This is a genomic window from Burkholderia sp. Ed8 (genome assembly GCF_040761425.1).
GTDB lineage: Bacteria > Pseudomonadota > Gammaproteobacteria > Burkholderiales > Burkholderiaceae > Burkholderia > Burkholderia seminalis.
On the sequence record NZ_CP142886.1, the window covers coordinates 3,018,804 to 3,036,682 of the forward strand.

The 17,879-nt window shown below is 66.6% G+C and carries 15 protein-coding genes; 12 read left to right on the forward strand and 3 right to left on the reverse strand.

All coding sequences use genetic code 11. The annotated features are described in order from the left end of the window. The first annotated feature begins 39 nt into the window (after window positions 1–39). From VXM69_RS27825 to VXM69_RS27835, 3 genes are all read left to right on the forward strand, one after another. On the forward strand, window positions 40–1,308 hold the full coding sequence (locus tag VXM69_RS27825; RefSeq protein WP_034186947.1) for a YeaH/YhbH family protein: 1,269 nt from the start codon (window positions 40–42) through the stop codon (window positions 1,306–1,308). Then, a complete protein-coding gene (locus VXM69_RS27830) occupies window positions 1,305–2,984 on the forward strand; it encodes a SpoVR family protein (RefSeq protein WP_034186946.1) in 1,680 nt (559 codons plus the stop codon). Before VXM69_RS27825 ends, VXM69_RS27830 begins: the two co-directional genes overlap by 4 nt. A 234-nt stretch (window positions 2,985–3,218) precedes the next feature. Next, window positions 3,219–4,523, forward strand: a complete 1,305-nt coding sequence (locus VXM69_RS27835; RefSeq protein WP_034186945.1) for an MFS family transporter — start codon at window positions 3,219–3,221, stop codon at window positions 4,521–4,523. Between the two features lie 74 nt (window positions 4,524–4,597). On the opposite strand, the gene VXM69_RS27840 is transcribed toward VXM69_RS27835, so the two are convergent. Beyond that, window positions 4,598–5,527 carry a LysR family transcriptional regulator gene (locus tag VXM69_RS27840; RefSeq protein WP_034186944.1) on the reverse strand — a complete coding sequence of 310 codons (930 nt, stop codon included), beginning with the start codon at window positions 5,525–5,527 and terminating at the stop codon, window positions 4,598–4,600. Between the two features lie 101 nt (window positions 5,528–5,628). Here VXM69_RS27840 and VXM69_RS27845 point away from each other — a divergent pair, with 101 nt between their 5' ends. The 8 genes from VXM69_RS27845 to VXM69_RS27880 all read left to right on the forward strand — a co-directional run bounded on the left by VXM69_RS27845 (window position 5,629) and on the right by VXM69_RS27880 (window position 14,246). Beyond that, complete coding sequence (locus tag VXM69_RS27845; RefSeq protein ID WP_124669097.1) at window positions 5,629–6,666, forward strand: agmatine/peptidylarginine deiminase; 1,038 nt, start codon at window positions 5,629–5,631, stop codon at window positions 6,664–6,666. 45 nt (window positions 6,667–6,711) lie between these two features. Beyond that, on the forward strand, window positions 6,712–7,626 hold the full coding sequence (aguB, locus tag VXM69_RS27850) for an N-carbamoylputrescine amidase (RefSeq protein WP_049031076.1): 915 nt from the start codon (window positions 6,712–6,714) through the stop codon (window positions 7,624–7,626). A gap of 10 nt (window positions 7,627–7,636) precedes the next feature. After that, complete coding sequence (locus VXM69_RS27855) at window positions 7,637–8,749, forward strand: polyamine ABC transporter substrate-binding protein (protein WP_049031075.1); 1,113 nt, start codon at window positions 7,637–7,639, stop codon at window positions 8,747–8,749. Window positions 8,750–8,799: 50 nt separating this feature from the next. Beyond that, a complete protein-coding gene (locus VXM69_RS27860) occupies window positions 8,800–9,912 on the forward strand; it encodes an agmatine/peptidylarginine deiminase (RefSeq protein WP_124607962.1) in 1,113 nt (370 codons plus the stop codon). A 151-nt stretch (window positions 9,913–10,063) separates the two neighbouring features. Further along, complete coding sequence (locus VXM69_RS27865; protein ID WP_367189561.1) at window positions 10,064–11,566, forward strand: agmatine/peptidylarginine deiminase; 1,503 nt, start codon at window positions 10,064–10,066, stop codon at window positions 11,564–11,566. A gap of 315 nt (window positions 11,567–11,881) precedes the next feature. Next, window positions 11,882–12,697, forward strand: coding sequence for an ABC transporter substrate-binding protein (locus VXM69_RS27870; RefSeq protein WP_034186939.1), 816 nt, complete (start codon window positions 11,882–11,884; stop codon window positions 12,695–12,697). Between the two features lie 101 nt (window positions 12,698–12,798). Beyond that, complete coding sequence (locus tag VXM69_RS27875) at window positions 12,799–13,521, forward strand: amino acid ABC transporter permease (protein WP_069705165.1); 723 nt, start codon at window positions 12,799–12,801, stop codon at window positions 13,519–13,521. A 2-nt stretch (window positions 13,522–13,523) separates the two neighbouring features. Further along, entirely contained in the window at window positions 13,524–14,246 is a 723-nt protein-coding gene (locus tag VXM69_RS27880) for an amino acid ABC transporter permease (protein WP_343726812.1), read from the forward strand. Between the two features lie 28 nt (window positions 14,247–14,274). Here the strand turns inward: VXM69_RS27880 and VXM69_RS27885 are convergent, their stop codons facing one another. Together VXM69_RS27885 and VXM69_RS27890 are read right to left on the reverse strand one after the other, a co-directional pair. Beyond that, on the reverse strand, window positions 14,275–15,540 hold the full coding sequence (locus VXM69_RS27885) for a M23 family metallopeptidase (RefSeq protein ID WP_034186936.1): 1,266 nt from the start codon (window positions 15,538–15,540) through the stop codon (window positions 14,275–14,277). 335 nt (window positions 15,541–15,875) lie between these two features. Then, window positions 15,876–16,526: a TetR family transcriptional regulator gene (locus VXM69_RS27890; protein ID WP_034186935.1), complete on the reverse strand. Its 651-nt coding sequence runs from the start codon at window positions 16,524–16,526 to the stop codon at window positions 15,876–15,878. Between the two features lie 150 nt (window positions 16,527–16,676). Between VXM69_RS27890 and VXM69_RS27895 the strand changes: the two genes are divergently transcribed. Next, complete coding sequence (locus VXM69_RS27895; protein ID WP_367189562.1) at window positions 16,677–17,876, forward strand: MexX/AxyX family multidrug efflux RND transporter periplasmic adaptor subunit; 1,200 nt, start codon at window positions 16,677–16,679, stop codon at window positions 17,874–17,876. The last annotated feature ends 3 nt before the right edge of the window (window positions 17,877–17,879 follow it).

Here is a 17,879-nt window from a genome sequence, read left to right on the forward strand (position 1 = left end):
AGCGTCCCGGCATATCGACATTCGAGCGGGAGACCGGGAGTGCTTCATCAAATCATCGACCGCAGGCTGGCCGGCAAGAACAAGAGCATCGCCAATCGCGAACGCTTCCTGCGTCGCGTCAAGAACTACATTCGTCGTGCCGTGTCCGACGCGGTGCGCGACCGTAGCATCAAGGATATCCAGAGCACGCAGAGCATCACGATCCCGCGCAAGGACATCGCGGAGCCGAATTTCCGGCACGCGCCTGGCGGGCGTCGTGAGTACGTGCACCCCGGCAACGAGGACTACGTGCGCGGCGACAAGATCCCGCGCCCGCAGGGCGGCTCGGGCGGCGGCGGCAGTCAGGCGAGCAACGAAGGCGAAGGGCAGGACGACTTCGTGTTCGAACTGTCGCGCGACGAGTTCATGCAGTATTTCTTCGACGATCTCGAACTGCCGCGCCTCGTGAAGACGCATCTGCTGACGGTGCCGAGCTGGAAGAACGTGCGCGCGGGCTGGTCGGCGGAAGGCACGCCGAACAACATCGACGTCGTGCGTTCGCTGCGCAGCGCGCTTGGCCGGCGCATCGCGCTCGGCTCGCCGCTCGTCAACGAACTGCGCGAACTCGAAGCGCAACTCGAGGCACTGAAGAACGACCCCGAGGACCGCCGCACCGAAATCGCGACGCTCGAGGCCGAGATCCATCACCTGAAAGGGCGCATCTGGCGGATTCCGTTCATCGATCCGTTCGACCTGCGCTACATCAACCGCGTGAAGCAGCCGCAGCCGTCGAGCCAGGCCGTGATGTTCTGCCTGATGGACGTGTCGGGCTCGATGGACGAGCAGCGCAAGGATCTCGCGAAGCGCTTCTTCATCCTGCTGTACCTGTTCCTCAAGCGCAACTACGAACGGATCGAGGTCGTGTTCATCCGTCACCACACGCGCGCCGAGGAGGTCGACGAGGACACCTTCTTCCATTCGACCGAGAGCGGCGGCACGGTCGTGTCGAGCGCGCTCGAACTGATGCGCAAGGTGATGGACGAACGCTACTCGCCGACCGAGTGGAACATCTACGGCGCGCAGGCGTCCGACGGCGACAACTGGACCGACGATTCGCCCAAGTGTCGCAAAATCCTGGAAGAGGATATCCTCACGAAGACGCGTTACTTCGCGTATATCCAGGTCGCGCCGGAAGAGCAGAACCTGTGGCTGGAATACGCGCAACTGGCGTTGTCGCAGCCGCATCTCGCGATGAAAAAAGTGGAATCGGCTGCCGACATTTACCCGGTGTTTCGCGAATTGTTCGAAAAGCAGGTGGAAACGTCATGACAACCCGCCATCTGCACAACGAGTCGCGCGGCTACGAGCCGCGCCCTTCCGGCGACGCCCCGGCCGGCCCTGACGCAGTGCAGCAACGCGCGCAGGCCGAACCGCCGCCGCCGGACGCCGACTTGCCCGGTTCCGGGCAGAAGGAAGCGCGTATGAACGTTGCCGAACGCAAGCCGCTGCCGTGCCCGTCCGACTGGACGTTCGAGTTGCTCGAGGAGTACGACACGCACATCTCGCAGGTCGCCGAACAGTACGAGCTCGATATCTACCCGATCCAGCTCGAACTGATCAGCGCCGAGCAGATGATGGATGCGTATGCGTCGGTCGGGATGCCCGTCAACTACCGTCACTGGTCGTTCGGCAAGCACTTCCTCGCGACCGAGAAGAGCTATCGCCGCGGCCAGATGGGCCTCGCGTACGAAATCGTCATCAATTCGAATCCGTGCATCGCGTACCTGATGGAAGAGAACACGATGACGATGCAGGCGCTCGTCATCGCGCACGCGGCGTACGGGCACAACTCGTTCTTCAAGGGCAACTACCTGTTCCGGCTGTGGACCGACGCGCACGCGATCATCGACTATCTCGTGTACGCGAAGAACTACGTCGCGGAATGCGAGGAGCGCTACGGCCTCGATCGCGTCGAGGAACTGCTCGATTCGTGCCATGCGCTGATGAATTACGGCGTCGACCGCTACAAGCGCCCGCAAAAACCGTCGCTGTCGAAGGAAGCGGCGCTGCGGCGCGAGCGCGAGGCATACCTGCAGTCGCAGGTGAACGAACTGTGGCGCACGCTGCCGGGCAAGAAGCCCGAGTTGATGGAGGAGCAAGAGGAGCGTTATCCGCCCGAGCCGCAGGAGAACCTGCTGTATTTCGCGGAGAAGAATGCGCCGCTGCTCGAGCCGTGGGAGCGGGAAGTGATCCGCATCGTGCGCAAGATCGGCCAGTATTTCTACCCGCAGCGGCAGACGCAGGTGATGAACGAAGGCTGGGCGACGTTCTGGCACTACACGCTGCTGAACACGCTGTACAACCAGGGGAAGCTGGAAGACGGCTTCATGATGGAGTTCCTGCATTCGCACAGCAACGTGGTCTACCAGCCGCCCGTCACGAAGCCGTACTACAGCGGGATCAACCCGTATGCGCTCGGTTTCTCGATGATGAGCGACATCCGAAGGATCTGCGAGGCGCCGACGGAGGAGGACTACAAGTGGTTCCCGGAGATCGCGGGTACCCCGTGGCTGCCGGCGATGCACTACGCGATGCGCAACTTCAAGGACGAGAGCTTCATCGCGCAGTACCTGTCGCCGAACCTGATCCGCGAGATGCGCCTCTTCTCGGTGCTCGACGACGACATGCGCGATTCGCTCGAGGTTTCGGCGATCCACGACGATTCCGGCTACCAGTACGTGCGGCAGGCGTTGTCGCGGCAGTACGACATCCATCACCGCGAGCCGAACATCCAGGTGTGGGCCGTCAACACGCGCGGCGACCGCAGCCTCACGCTGCGTCACTTCATGACCGACAACCGCCACCTGTCCAGCGACAGCGACGAAGTGCTCAAGCACATGGCGCGGCTCTGGCAGTTCGACGTGTATCTCGAAAGCGTCGACGAGGCCGGCACCGTGCGCAAGCGCTACGAGTGCCGCTACGTGCCGCCGGAGATCCGCGTTTGACCGGTGTCTTCGGCAATGTTTGCATCGGACGCCAGCCTGACGGCTGGCGTTTTCATATGACGAACGCGCGGCGGGAGAAAATTTTTCTACATCCGGACGAACCCGGAGCGCCTGTTACTTTACATTTCGCTAAAATCCCGTAGCGTCGGGCACCGGAACCGGTGCCACATGCGACCGCACGCGGCGGCCCCCAGCCGTCTCGCCCAGAAAGCACTAAAAGGAACAGACCAACCCATGGATGTCCAGACCGACCAAGCTGCGCTGTCCGCGCACGACACCCGGCGGCGCGTGTTCGCCATCGTCGGCGCCTCATCGGGCAACCTCGTCGAGTGGTTCGACTTCTACATCTACTCGTTCTGCGCGCTGTACTTCGCACCGGCATTCTTCCCGAGCGGCAACACGACGACGCAGTTGCTGAACACGGCCGGCGTGTTCGCCGCCGGCTTCCTGATGCGTCCGATCGGCGGCTGGCTGTTCGGCCGCATCGCCGACCGTCACGGCCGTCGCGCGGCGATGATGATCTCGGTGCTGATGATGTGCGGCGGGTCGCTCGTGATCGCGGTGCTGCCGACCTACGCGCAGATCGGCGCGCTCGCGCCGGCGCTGCTGCTGGTCGCGCGCCTGTTCCAGGGCCTGTCGGTGGGCGGCGAATATGGCACGAGCGCGACCTACATGAGCGAGGTTGCGCTGAAGGGGCGCCGCGGCTTCTTCGCGTCGTTCCAGTACGTGACGCTGATCGGCGGCCAGCTGTGCGCGCTGCTCGTGCTCGTGATCCTGCAGCAAACGCTGTCGGCCGGCGAACTGAAGGCGTGGGGCTGGCGCATTCCGTTCGTTGTCGGCGCGGCGGCCGCGCTGATCTCGCTGTACCTGCGGAAATCGCTCGACGAGACGTCGACGAGCGCTTCGCGCGACAAGAAGGACGCCGGCACGATCCGCGGCGTGTGGCAGCACAAGGGCGCATTCTTCACGGTGGTCGGTTTCACGGCCGGCGGCTCGCTGATCTTCTACACGTTCACGACGTACATGCAGAAATACCTCGTGAACACGGCCGGCATGCATGCGAAGACGGCCAGCAACGTGATGACCGTCGCGCTGCTCGTCTACATGCTGATGCAGCCGGTGTTCGGCGCGCTGTCCGACAAGATCGGCCGTCGTACGTCGATGATCCTGTTCGGCTCGTTCGCGGTGATCGGCACGGTGCCGCTGATGCATGCGCTGAAGGACGTGACGAGCCCGGTGGCCGCATTCGTGCTGATCACGGTCGCGCTGGCGATCGTCAGCTTCTACACGTCGATCAGCGGCCTCATCAAGGCCGAGATGTTCCCGCCCGAAGTGCGCGCGATGGGCGTCGGCCTGTCGTATGCGGTGGCGAACGCCATTTTCGGCGGCTCGGCCGAGTACGTCGCGCTGTGGTTCAAGTCGATCGGCAGCGAGGAAACCTTCTACTGGTACGTGACCGCCCTGTGCGCGATCTCGCTGATCGTGTCGTGGCGGATGCGCGACCCGAGCAAGGAAGGGTATCTGCGTCACGAGCCGTGATCGGCGGCGCGTTGCGCACCCCGGCATCGTGACGAACGTCCCGCCCATCGGCGGGACTTTTTTTGTGCGCGCGCTCACGCGGACGGTGGCTTCGCGTGGTCGGGCGCCGGGGCCGCCACGCTCGACCGGATGCCTTGCTCGACCAGCCAGTCGAACATTTGCCCGACGATCGGCGAGCGCGACGGGCCTTCCATCCGCGACAGCCACCACGTGGTGCCGGGCAGGCGCGGGTAGTCGGCCAGCACGGTCAGCGCGTGCTGGTCGAGGCCGGCCTGCGCGACGAGGCGCGGCAGGCACGCAATGCCGCGGCCGCGCTGCACGGCGTCCAGCACGAGCCGCTGGTCGTCATAGATCGCCTGCATCCGGAAGTCCGACAGTCGTTCGCGAAAGACGGTCGCCATGCGCTCGTCGGTCAGGCTCGCTTCGAGGCAGACGAGCCCCGCGTGCCGCGCGTGTTCGGCGCGCGGCACGCGGGCGAGCGTCTCGGCGAGCGGTGTCGCGCACACGGTCACCCACTCGTCGCGCATGAACGGGATATCGACCAGGCCCGGCTGCAGCATCGGCCGCGTGCCGATCGTCATGTCGACGTCGATCTCGTCGACGTAGCGCGCGGTTTCGTCGGTCGACAACAGCGGGCACAGGTCCGGCAGTGCCTGTTGCAATTGCTCGAGGCGCGGCTGCAGCCAGCCGTGCAGCAACGGCGCCGGACACACCAGCACGACGAGCCCCGGGTTCAGGTAGGTCGCGATGCGGTCGAGGCCGCCGCGCAACGTGTCCATCGCGCGCTGGACGCTGCGCTGCAGGACCTCGCCGGCAATGGTCAGCTCGACGCCGCGGCCGCGCCGGCGGAACAGCGGCTGCCCGAGCTGCGCTTCGAGTTGCTGGATCTGATGGCTGATCGCCGATTGCGACAGGTGCAGTTCATCGGCTGCGCGCGAGAAATTGCCCAGCCGGGCCGCGGCTTCGAAGCCGCTCAGCAGTTTCAGGGACGGAACGCGTTGCATCGAGATATGAGGTGAATTGATTGATCAAGCCAATAAATATCAATATTCATCAAGTTTAACCTGACGGAAAATCGCTCATCAATCACAACGGAGTCGGATCGATGGGTCGCTTTGATGCTCGCCAGCGCGGTTACCGGATGCCCGCCGAATGGGAATCCATGCACGCCACGTGGCTCGGATGGCCGGTGCTCGACAATCGCGAGGACCTCTGGGGGGCGCATTACGCGCAGGTCTGCCGCGAATTCGCGCTGGTCGCGCGGACGATCGCGCGTTACCAGCGCTGCGTGGTCGCGGTACACCACAGCCAGGCCGATGCCGCGCGCGAGTTGGTGGGCCCGAGCGTCGACGTGCTGCCGGTCGCGGCCGAGGACAACTGGCTGCGCGATTGCGGGCCGATCTTCCTCGTCAGCGAACGGCACGGGCTCGGCGCGGCCGTGTTCCGCTTCAACTGCTGGGGCGAGAAGTACCAGCCGTACGACGGCTGCCAGCAGGCCGGGCAGGACATCGCCCGTGCGGCCGGCGCCGAGATCTTCAATTCGCACATGGTGCTGGAGGGCGGTTCGTTCTACGTCGACGGGCAGGGTACGCTGGTCACGACCGAAAGCTGCCTGCTGCATCCCAATCGCAACCCGCACCTGAGCCGCGCGGAGATCGAGGCGGAGCTGCGCCGGATGCTGGGCGTCGAGAAGATCGTGTGGCTGCCGGGCAACCCGGACGAAGTGGAGACGAACGGGCACGTGGACGGCATCGCGTCGTTCGTCGCGCCGGGGCGGATGCTGTGCCAGACCGCAGCGCCCGAGCAGGGCGACTATTTCCGCGTGATGCGCGAAAACCGCCGTGCGCTGGAACTCGCGACCGATGCGGCGGGGCGCCGTTTCGAGCTGCTCGACCTGCCGTCGCCGATCGTCGGCGAACGCTTCGGCTCCGAGCGCTACTGCGATTGTTACGCGAACTACATCCTGGTGAACGGCGCGGTGATCGTGACCGCGTTCGGCGTCGAACAGGACGAGGCCGCACGCGATGCGTTCAGCCGCGCGTTCCCGACGCGCAAGGTGCAGATGCTGCCGATCCCGACGCTGTCGATCGGCGGCGGCAGCATTCATTGTTCGACGCAGCAGCAGCCGTCCGTCGCGCACTGAGCGACGTTTCGTCAGCGGTTTCCGGTTTCACCGAGGAGCAACGCAATGCCGTCCAAACACATCACCGTCGCCGCCGTGCAGATGGCGTCGGGCAGCTGGAATCTCGAAGACAACATGGCCGCCGCGGAGCGCCTGATCCGCGCGGCCGCCGCACAGGGCGCGAATCTCGTGCTGTGCCCGGAACTGTTCGCGATGCCGTACTTCTGCCTCGACCAGAACGTGCGTCATCTCGAACACGCGCAGCCGTTCGAAGGCAACGCGCAGATCGCCCGTTTCGCGGCGCTGGCCGGCGAGCTCGGCATCGTGCTGCCGATCGGTTTCTTCGAGCGCGCGGGCAATGCCGCGTACAACTCGATCGCGGTGGCGGACGCCGACGGGCGCGTCCTCGGCGTCTATCGCAAGACGCATATTCCGGACGGGCCGGGCTATACGGAGAAGTTCTATTTCACACCGGGCGACACCGGCTTCAAGGTGTGGGACACGCGTTTCGGGCGGATCGGCATCGGCATCTGCTGGGACCAGTGGTATCCGGAGACGGCGCGCAGCCTCGCGCTGATGGGCGCGGAGATCCTGTGCTTTCCGACCATCATCGGCTCGGAGCCGTTCAGCAGCGCGTTCGATTCGGCCGGCCACTGGCAGCGCACGATGCAGGGTCACGCGGCGGCCAACATGGTGCCGGTCGTGGCGGCGAACCGGATCGGCCGCGAAGTCGGCATCGGCAACGGCAATCCGCGGCAGCAGGGGCTGACCGGCGTGTTCTACGGGTCGAGCTTCATCGCGGATCACACCGGCGAGAAGCGGGCCGAGGCGAACCGCACCGACGAAGCCGTGCTCGTGCAGACGTTCGACCTCGACGCGATCCGCGCCGACCGGCAATCGTGGGGCTTTTTTCGCGATCGCCGCCCCGAGATGTACCGCACGTTGCTGACCAGCGACGGCGTGTCGTCCTGTTATCGATGAGGGATTCGCGATGAAACACCAAGGATGGCTGCGCATCGCGGTGCCGGGCCTCGCGCTGTGCGTGCTGGCCGGTGCGGCCCGCGCCGACGAAGAGAACGTGCTGAACCTGTACAACTGGAGCAACTATTTCGCGCCGGACACGATTGCCGCGTTCGAGAAGGAAACCGGCATCAAGGTGCGCTACGACGCGTACGACAGCGACGAGACGCTGCAGTCGAAGCTGCTGACCGGCAACAGCGGCTACGACCTCGTGTGGCCGACCAACGACTTCATGGCCAGGCAGATCCAGGCCGGCGTGTACCGCAAGCTCGACAAGGGCCGGCTGCCGAACCTGAAGTATCTCGACCCGTCGCTGCTGAAGCAGATGGCGCAGTCCGATCCCGGCAACCAGTACGGCGTGCCGTACATGTGGGGCACCGTGGGCGTCGGCTACGACCGCGCGAAGGTGCGCGCGATCCTCGGCAAGGACATGCCGGCCGACAGCCTCGACCTCTTGTTCAACCCGGCGATCGCGGCGCGCGTCGCCGCGCAATGCGGGCTCGGCCTGCAGGACTCCGCGAGCACGGTGCTGCCGCTCGCGCTGCGCTACGTCGGCCGCGACCCGATGCGGCCGTCCGCGCAGGATTACGCGGCCGCGCAGGCGATGCTGATGAAGGTGCGGCCGTTCATCCGCCAGTTCGTCGGCTCGTCCGACGCCGACGCGCTGATCGACGGCGAGCTGTGCGTGACGGTCGGCTTCTCCGGTGCGATCAACCTGGCCGCGCAGAAGGCGAAGGCGCGCGATCCGAAGCGCGACATCGTGTACGACATCCCGCGCATCGGCAGCCTGATGTGGTTCGATGCGATGGTGATTCCGGCATCGGCGAAGCATCCGGACAACGCGCACGCGTTCATCGACTACATCCTGCGTCCGGACGTGATCGCGAAGATCTCGAATGCGACGCGCTACGCGAACGCGAACCGGGGCGCGCTGAAGCTGATGGACCCGGCACTGGTGCGCGATCCGGGCATCTATCCGGACGAGGCGACGCGGCGCACACTGTTCACGCCGATCGCCGAATCGCCGGCCGCGATGCGCCTGGAAGGCCGCACTTGGCTCGGCTTCAAGACCGCGCGGCCGTGACGGCCCGCGCAGAAACAATCGAAATAACCGGCAAGCGAAAGAGGAATGCGATGACCACACGACGTCAACTGTTGAAACGCGGCCTGTCCGTATCGGGCGCGGCGCTGGCCGCCGGCGCGATGGGCGGGTTGTTCGGCCGCGCCGCGCACGCGCAGCAGGGCGCGACCTGGCACATGCCGGACGAAGGCGCGCCGCACACGGCGACCTGGATGGCGTTCGGCCCGAGCGCGGACATCTGGGGCGCGCGGCTGTTGCCCGTGGTGCGCGAGAACCTGGCCGCGGTCGCGAAGGCGATCGCCGCGCACGAGCCGCTCAAGATGCTGGTGCGGGAGCAGGACTACGCGCTCGCATCGCGGCTGTGCGGCGCGTCGGTCGAGCTCGTCCAGCATCCGGTCGACGATCTGTGGATGCGCGATACGGGGCCCGTGTTCGTGAAGAACGCGTCGGGCCAGCTCGGCGGCGTGAGCTTCAATTTCAACGGCTGGGGCAACAAGCAGGAACACGACCAGGACGCGGAAGTCGCGCCGTTCGTGGCCGAACGCGCCGGCGCGCGGCCGATCGACACGAAGCTCGTGCTGGAAGGCGGCGGCATCGAGGTGGACGGCGAGGGCACGGCGATCATCACGCGCAGCTGCGTGCTCAATGCGAACCGCAATCCGGGCGTCAGCCAGGCGCAGTGCGAAGCCGAGCTGAGCCGCCTGCTCGGGCTGAAGAAGATCATCTGGCTGCCCGGCATTGCCGGCAAGGACATCACCGACGGGCATACCGACTTCTACGCGCGTTTCACGAGCCCGGGTGTCGTGGTGGCCGGGCTCGACACGGATCCATCGTCGTACGACCATGCGGTGACGCGGCAGCACCTCGAGATCCTGCGCAAGTCCACCGATGCGAAGGGGCGCCCGCTGAAGGTCGTCGTGCTGCCGGGGCCGAGGACCGTCCGGCACGCGTACGAGAACGACGAGTTCGCGGCCGGCTACATCAATTTCTACGTATGCAATCGCGCGGTGATCGCGCCGCAATTCGGCGACAGCCGCGCCGACCGCAACACGCGCGACACGCTCGTCGACCTGTTTCCCGGCCGCGAAGTCATCCAGTTGAACATCGACGGCATCGCCGCGGGCGGCGGCGGCATTCACTGTACGACGCAGCAGCAGCCGGCCTGAGCGAGGTCGTGGACCGGTCCGCGTGACCGGTTCGAATGCCGCTGCCATTTTTATATATTTTCGGATTACTGAATAACAATGCGGAATCCGTTTCGTGGAACGGATTCCGGCGCGTACGCATGCGCGCCGTCCGCGCAATGGAGTGGAATACATGGCGAAGCAACGAAACGACGTGATCACGAACCCGAACGCGTCGCCCATGCCGGATGCCGGCCGACGCGGATTCATCCGCTGTTCGGCCGCCTGGCTCGGCATGCCGCTGCTGGGTGGACTGGCCGCATGCGGCGACGGCGGTACGGCCGACGCGGCGTCCGCGTCGCGCCCGACACCGTCGGCACGGCAGGCCGTGTACCGGCTGCCGGCGGAAGATGCGCCGCACGCGTCGACCTACATGACCTTCGCGTCCGGCGTGGACGGCATCTGGTCGCCCGTCACGTCACAGAGTACGGATGCCGGCATCGATCGCGTGCGGGCCGACCTGATGGACGTCGCGAAGGCGATCGGCGCGACCGAACCGGTCACCATGCTGGTGCTGCCGGTCGATCTGGACGCGGCCCGCGCGCTGCTCGCGAGCGCGAGTGTCGCGAATCCGGACCTGCATGCGCGCTATGCGGCGCGCGCCGCGGGCACGGGCGGAATCACCCTCGTGCCGCTCGCCGACGGTTTCAACGATTTCTGGGTGCGCGACACGGGGTGCGTGTTCGTCCGCGACACGGCGAACGGCAATGCACTGAACGCGATCGGTTTCAATTTCAACGGCTGGGGCAACGCCAACACCGACGGCGTCGGCCAGAGCGCGGGCACGATTGCGCCGGCGATCCTGGCCGCGAGCAACCGGTCGAAGGCCGGCAAGTTCTTCCAGCCATTCAGCCAGGACGGCAGGGTGGCGGGCTGGATGGCGCAGACCCAAGGCGCGACCCTGGTCCGCAGCACGTTGACGCTCGAAGGCGGCGCGATCGAATTCGACGGCGACGCGACGGCGATCCTCACCGAATCGGCCGTGCTGCATGTGAACCGCAATCCGCAGCTGTTCGACATCCCGAATGGCGTGATCGCCAACGCCACGCTGCTGCCGACGGCCCGCGAGGTCGTGCTCGCCGAACTGCAGCGCACGCTCGGGGTGCGGAAGATCATCTGGTTGCCGGGCACGCCGACCTATCCGCGCGGCAGCGGCGTGGGCGGTGCCGGCGGCGCGGCGACGCCGGCCGGCGAGAGCGACATCACGAACGGTCACGTCGATTTCTATGCGCGTTTTCTCGCGCCCGGGGTGGTCGCCTGCTGTTACGACGCGTCGAATTCGACCGGCGAGCGTGCGTTGACGGACGCGAACCGGAAGCGCCTGGCCGGCCAGATCGACGCGAACGGCCGGCCGCTGCGGATCGTCGAGCTCGTGCCGCCCGTCAGCTTCGGGACCTCGGCCGGCACGACGCTGAGCGAGCGGCAGATGTCGCATTTCGCGGCCGGCTACATCAACTTCTATACGTGCAACGGCGCGATCGTGATGCCGAAGTTCAACGATGCGGCGGCGGACGCGGCCGCGGTCGCCGCGATCCGGCCATATGCGGGCAGTCGCGCGATCGTGCAGGTCGACATCCTCGGCATCGCGTCGGGCGGCGGCGGCATCCACTGCGCGACCCGGGAAGTACCGGCGTGAGCATGTCGCGTCATATCGATATGGAAATCGATTCGTTGTCCGTTTCACGCGAATTCCTTAATCTGGGCCTGTAGTTCGTGTGACACCTCCTTGACTGGGATTCGCGCCCGCTGCGTGCAGCGGGCGTCTTTTTTTGTGCGCCGTACCGCGCGCCTCATCACGAAACCCGCAGAGCAAAGCACCATTTGTTGGTTCGGATTCGCCGCACGCGCTGCTACGTTAGCGGCTTCGCGGCGACACACTGCGTCGCGATGTTCTTCGAACCGGGCCGCCGCGCGATCCGCGGCGGCCTTCATAACAAATCAGGTCGTGCTCATGAAATTCCACACTCTCGCTACGTGGCTCGTCGGGGCCGCGCTCATCACCGCAGGCACCGTCGCGCATGCGGACCGGCTCGACGACATCAAGAAGGCCGGCGTGCTGCGCGTCGCGACGTTCGACAGCAACCCGCCGTTCGGTTATGTCGACGCGAAGAACAACCACATCGTCGGCCTCGACGTCGACTACGCGAAGGCGCTCGCCGACAAGCTCGGCGTGAAGCTGCAACTGCAGCCGACCAATCCCGCGAACCGCATCCCGTTCCTGACGTCCGGCAAGGTCGATCTCGTGCTCGCGAACTTCACGATCACCGACGAGCGTGCGAAGCAGGTCGACTTCAGCATTCCGTATTTCTCGTCGGGCCAGCAGTTTCTCGCGAAGAAGGGCGTGCTGAAATCGGCCGACCAGCTGAACGGCCTGCGCGTCGGCGCGGACAAGGGCACGACCAACGAGATCACGCTGCGCGAGAAATTCCCGAAGGCGACGATCGTCGCGTACGACGATACGCCGTTCGCATTCGCCGCGCTGCGCGCCGGCAACGTGCAGGCGATCACGCAGGACGGCCCGAAGCTGATCGGCCTGCTCGCGAATGTGCCCGACAAGCAGAACTACGAGATCCCGGCATTCACGATCTCGAACGACTACATGGGCGTCGGCGTGCCGAAGGGCGAGACGCGCCTGCTCGGCTTCGTCAACGACACGCTGAAGGGCCTCGAGGCGAACGGCCGCGCGACGCAGATCTACGACGCGTGGTTCGGGCCGACGACGAAGACGCCGCTCACGCGCATCTTCCGCATCGGCGACAAGACCTGATTCAGGCTCCGGCCGCACGCGCGCCGCGTGAGCGCCGGGATACCGGCGTCGCGGCGCTTTTCGTTTTCTTTCGATCGCGCGTTTCGCGCCCGTCATACGACATGCTCGGGTTGGCTCCCAAATATCTGTCCTGGCTCTGGCAGGGCTTCCTGCTGACGCTCGGCCTCGCGGCCGCGTCGGCCGTTGCGGCGACCGTCGGCGGGCTGCTGCTCGCCGTCATGCGTCATGCACGCGGCGCGGCACCGCGCGCGGCCGCCGCCGCGTACATCGTCGCATTTCGCAACACGCCGCTGCTCGTGCAGTTGCTGTTCTGGTATTTCGGCGTCGCGTCGTTGCTGCCCGACACGTGGATCGCGTGGCTGAATGCGCGCCATGCGGTGAGCGCCGGTCCGTTCACGCTCGCGTGGCCGTCGTTCGAATTCGTCGCGGGCTGGGTCGGGTTGAGCGCCTACACGGCCGCGTTCGTCGCCGAGGAGTGCGAAGCCGGCCTGCGCGGCGTGCGGCGCGCGCAGCATGACGCGGCCGCCGCGCTCGGCCTCACGCCGATGCAGTCGCTGCGCTACGTGGTGCTGCCGCAGGCCGTGCGGATCGCGTTGCCGCCGTTGTTCGGCCAGTACATGAATCTCGTGAAGAACTCGTCGCTCGCGATGGCGATCGGCGTGGCCGAGCTGTCGTATGCGTCCAGGCAGGTCGAGACCGAGACGTTCAAGACCTTCGCCGCGTTCGGCGTCGCGACGCTGCTGTACGTCGCGGCGGTGGCCGCGATCGAGGCCGGTGCGTACGCGGCCACGCAATGGCGTGACCGGCTCGGCGCGGGGCGGTGACGATGGACCTTTCGCTGCTCCTCTCCAACCTGCCGTACCTGCTCGTCGGCGCATATCCCGATGGCCCGCTGGGCGGTGCCGCGCTGTCGCTGGTGCTGGCGATCGCGTCCGCCATCGCGTCGGCGGTGCTCGGTGTCGCGCTCGGCGTCGCGATGGCACTCGCACGCGGCCCGGCACGCGTGCTGTTGCTCGCGTTCATCGGTTTCTTCCGTGCGATTCCGGTGCTGATGCTGATCTTCTGGACGTATTTCCTGATGCCCGTGCTGCTGCACATGGACGTGCCGGGGCTCGCGACGGTCGTGTGCGCGCTTGCCCTGATCGGCGGCGCGTATCTCGCGCATGCGGTGCATGCGGGCATCGTCGCGGCGGGTGACGGGCAATGGCAGGCCGGGCTGTCGCTCGGGCTCACGCGCTGGCAGACGGTGCGCTACGTGCTGCTGCCGCAGGCGATCCGGATCATGACGCCGTCGTTCGTCAACCAGTGGGTCGCGCTCGTGAAGGACACGTCGCTCGCGTATATCGTCGGCGTGCCGGAGCTGTCGTTCGTCGCGACGCAGGTGAACAACCGGCTGATGGTGTATCCGGCACCGATCTTCCTGTTCGTCGCGGTGATCTATCTGGTGCTGTGCACGTCGCTCGACGGCGCGGCACGCTGGCTGCTGTCGCACCGCCCGCGCGCGCAACGCGCCGTGCAGGCGGCGGAATGCACGGAACCCGCGCAGTAACGGCGCGCCGCACGCCGCGGCACGCGCGTTACGACGCCGAGTAGTGCGTATTGAAGACCGCGCGCAGCGTCGATTTGTCGGTCGCGAAATCGCCCCACAGCGGCCCGTCGTTCTGCGCGAACGCGAACGGCGCCGTATTGATCGACGCGAGGCGGAAGCGCCATTGCGCGGCTTCCTGGCGGAACGCGGTGAGCTGCATGTCGGACAGCGCCGTCTGCGCGCTGGCGAGCGTGACGAGCGGGTCGACCGGATCGTTCGCGACACGCACCTCGAAATGCAGGTGCGGGCCCGTGGCGGCGCCCGTCATCCCGACCGAGCCGATGCGCTGGCCCTGCTTGACGGTTTCGCCGACCTTGAGCCCGCGCGCGAACGCGGACAGGTGCGCGTAGTAGGTCGAGTAGCCGTCCGCATGATCGACGATCACGTAGCGGCCGTAGCCGCCCGGATCGAACCCGGCGAACGATACGACGCCGTCGGCCGCCGCATCGACGGGCGTGCCGCTCGGCGCGGCGAGATCGACACCCGTATGGAACGCCATCGCCTGCGACAACGGATGGATGCGCTCGCCGAAGAACGAGCTGATGCGCGTCCACTTGACCGGCATCGTGAACGCGGCCGCTTCGAGCGGCGCGCCGTCGAGCGTGTAGTACGCGCCGTGCTGGGCGCCCGGCGCACGGAACCAGATCGCGCCGAACGTGCGGCCGGCGACGCGCAGCTCGAGCGCGGTGAGGCGCGGCGTGCCGTCGTTCGTGTCGAACGCGACGCGGTAGTAGTCGCCGCGCTGCGCGCTCGCGCGCATCGCGACCTTGCCGGTGACGAGATCGCCGAGCTGGATGCGCACTTCGGGCGGTACGTCGAGGCGGTTCAGCGTGTCGGACAGCGTGAGTTCGATGTCGCCCGCGCGCATTCCGTTCTGGTTCTCGGGCGCCGCGAACCGGAACAGGCTCGCATAGCCGAGCATGTCGTTGCGGTGCGCGCTGAGCGGGGCGAACAGGCCCGGCTGCTGGCTGCGGTCGTTGAGATCGACATGTTCGTTGCGCTCGCCGATCGTGCGGGCGAGTTCGCTCGTCACGAAATGCTGCGCGGTGGGAAACGGCGTGTCGGACAGTACGCGCTGCGGCAGCGCGGCCGTGCCGGAATCGACGGCGCCGGGCAGTTGCGATACGGCCGGCAGCGCGGCGGCGAGACCGAATGCGGCGAGGGCGCCGAGCACGGCGGCCGGCACGAGCGCGCGCGCGATGCGCTGCGCGCGGCCGGGCGCGAAAGCATCAGGAGTAGCGGCAGACTTGACCAAGGTGTCCACATCCAGGAAAGCGGTTCAAAGGGGTGTGGGCAGGGGCCGCCGGCGGCTCATCCGTCGAACGGCGACGGGGCGGGCGGCGGGCGTGCAACAAAACAGGCCCCGCCAGGGGCCTGTGTCGTTTCCGTTCGACCCAACACACGGGGCGAGCCCGCTTCGAACGGCGGCGTGCATACCGGGTCGAACCCGGTTATCACGAAGACGCTAAAGAAAGATGACAGCGTCAGTCTACCGATGTTCCGGGAAACGTTAAAAATTTTAAAGAGGGTCAGCTCATTCGTTTCGCAGTGCGGTAAATCGGGCTAAATCAGCATTTGTTACGACGTTTTTCACTGGCCTGGCAATTTTTGCGCGCGAACGCGCAACGCGGCCGATGTCCGGACGGTGTCGAAACCGGCGTCGAGCATCGCTTCGGCGTCGTTCCACAGATTGCCGCGCAGCCGGTTGGTCCAGATCATCGACGCGAACACGCCTTCGAGCAGCGACACGAGATAGACGGCGGCCAGGTGCACGTCGAGATCGGCGGCGATTTCTCCGGCCGCGATCGCGCGGCGCAGCAGCGCCTTCGTGATCCGCAGCATCTGCAGTTCGAGCAGCATGCGGCGCCGCTGCAGCGCGCCGTTTTCCTCGCTTTGCTCGCACTTCGTATAGAGGATCACCAGCACGCGCTGCATCGGGCCCGGTTCGCCGCATTCCTGCAGGTAGTGCGACGCCGCGCGCCGCAGCGTGGCGAGCGGCGGCAGGCCGTCGCCCGCGTCGAAGCCTTCCGACGTGCGCGCGAACGCGCGGTCGCACATCGCGAGACACACTTCCATCTTGTTGCGGTAATGGCCGTAGACGGCGCCCCGCGACATCCCGGCGGCCTCGGCGAGGTCCGCCATCGCGGTTTGCGCGACGCCTTTCTCGAGCAGCACGAGCTCGGCGGCGTCGAGGATCCGGTGCTTGATGGCGAGCGATTCTTCCCGGGTCTTGCGGGCCATGTCGTGAAGCTCCTTACAATTCGCTGTCGTTTTATTGAGACAGTGTGTCGGTCAGATTGAAACGGCAAGTATTTAATCAGTCGTGACTGATTATAATCGGCCACCCTGAGCCGCCGCATTGTATCGGCGGCGAACGATCCGAGGTCAAACATGAATAACAATCGCTCCCTGTCGCGCCACGGGCTGGCGCCGTTCGCGCTGGCGGCCGTGCTGGCCCTGGCCGGATGTGGAAAGGGCGACAAGGACGCCGTGCCGGAGACCGCGAAGCAGGCCACCGTCGTGACGGTACGTCCGACGGCCGTGCCGATGACCGTCGAACTGCCGGGCCGGCTCGACGCGTACCGGCAGGCGGAAGTGCGCGCGCGGGTCGCGGGCATCGTCACCGCGCGCACCTACGAGGAAGGTCAGGAAGTGAAGCAGGGCGCGGTGCTGTTCCGCATCGATCCCGCGCCGCTGAAGGCCGCCCGCGACGCGGCGCAGGGCGCGCTCGCGAAAGCGCAGGCCGCGGCGCTCGCGGCGAGCGACAAGCGCCGCCGCTACGACGATCTGGTGCGCGACCGCGCGGTGAGCGAGCGCGACCATACCGAAGCCGTTGCGGCCGATACGCAGGCGAAGGCCGAGGTCGCATCGGCGAAGGCCGAGCTCGCGCGTGCGCAACTGCAGCTCGACTATGCCACCGTCACCGCGCCGATCGCGGGCCGCGCGCGACGCGCGCTCGTGACCGAAGGCGCGCTCGTCGGCCAGGACCAGGCGACGCCGCTCACGACCGTCGAGCAGCTCGATCCGATCTACGTGAACTTCTCGCAGCCGGCCGCCGATGTCGACGCATTGCGCCGCGCGGTGAAGAGCGGGCGCGCGACGGGCATTGCGCAGCACGACGTCGCGGTGACGCTGCTGCGCGCCGACGGCACCGTGTATCCGTTGAAGGGCAAGCTGCTGTTCAGCGATCTCGCGGTCGATCCGACCACCGACACCGTCGCGATGCGCGCGCTGTTCCCGAATCCGGAGCGCGAACTGCTGCCGGGCGCGTACGTGCGGATCGCGCTCGACACGGCGGTCGACCAGCGCGCGATCCTCGTGCCGCGCGATGCGCTGCTGCGCACCGCCGACCGTACGTCGGTACGCGTGGTCGGCACGAACGGCAAGGTCAAGGACGTCGAGGTCACGGCCGACCAGATGAGCGGCCGTGACTGGCGCATCACGCGCGGCCTCGCGGGCGGCGAACGCGTGATCGTCGACGACGCGTCGCAGTTCGCGCCCGATACGGCCGTCAAGCCCGTCGAGAAGTCGCCGCCGTCGAAGGCGGCGCCGGCCGCGGCCGCTTCGCAGGCGGCCGCCCGTCAAACCTGACCG

Bases quoted from the DNA above. Each gene is read 5' to 3' on its own strand.
- VXM69_RS27895 (WP_367189562.1), top strand. From the start codon at position 16,677: ATGAATAACAATCGCTCCCTGTCGCGCCACGGGCTGGCGCCGTTCGCG.
- VXM69_RS27855 (WP_049031075.1), top strand. From the start codon at position 7,637: ATGAAACACCAAGGATGGCTGCGCATCGCGGTGCCGGGCCTCGCGCTG.
- VXM69_RS27880 (WP_343726812.1), top strand. From the start codon at position 13,524: ATGGACCTTTCGCTGCTCCTCTCCAACCTGCCGTACCTGCTCGTCGGC.
- VXM69_RS27890 (WP_034186935.1), bottom strand. From the start codon at position 16,526: ATGGCCCGCAAGACCCGGGAAGAATCGCTCGCCATCAAGCACCGGATC.
- VXM69_RS27865 (WP_367189561.1), top strand. From the start codon at position 10,064: ATGGCGAAGCAACGAAACGACGTGATCACGAACCCGAACGCGTCGCCC.
- aguB (WP_049031076.1), top strand. From the start codon at position 6,712: ATGCCGTCCAAACACATCACCGTCGCCGCCGTGCAGATGGCGTCGGGC.
- VXM69_RS27835 (WP_034186945.1), top strand. From the start codon at position 3,219: ATGGATGTCCAGACCGACCAAGCTGCGCTGTCCGCGCACGACACCCGG.
- VXM69_RS27870 (WP_034186939.1), top strand. From the start codon at position 11,882: ATGAAATTCCACACTCTCGCTACGTGGCTCGTCGGGGCCGCGCTCATC.
- VXM69_RS27830 (WP_034186946.1), top strand. From the start codon at position 1,305: ATGACAACCCGCCATCTGCACAACGAGTCGCGCGGCTACGAGCCGCGC.
- VXM69_RS27840 (WP_034186944.1), bottom strand. From the start codon at position 5,527: ATGCAACGCGTTCCGTCCCTGAAACTGCTGAGCGGCTTCGAAGCCGCG.
- VXM69_RS27845 (WP_124669097.1), top strand. From the start codon at position 5,629: ATGGGTCGCTTTGATGCTCGCCAGCGCGGTTACCGGATGCCCGCCGAA.
- VXM69_RS27875 (WP_069705165.1), top strand. From the start codon at position 12,799: ATGCTCGGGTTGGCTCCCAAATATCTGTCCTGGCTCTGGCAGGGCTTC.
- VXM69_RS27860 (WP_124607962.1), top strand. From the start codon at position 8,800: ATGACCACACGACGTCAACTGTTGAAACGCGGCCTGTCCGTATCGGGC.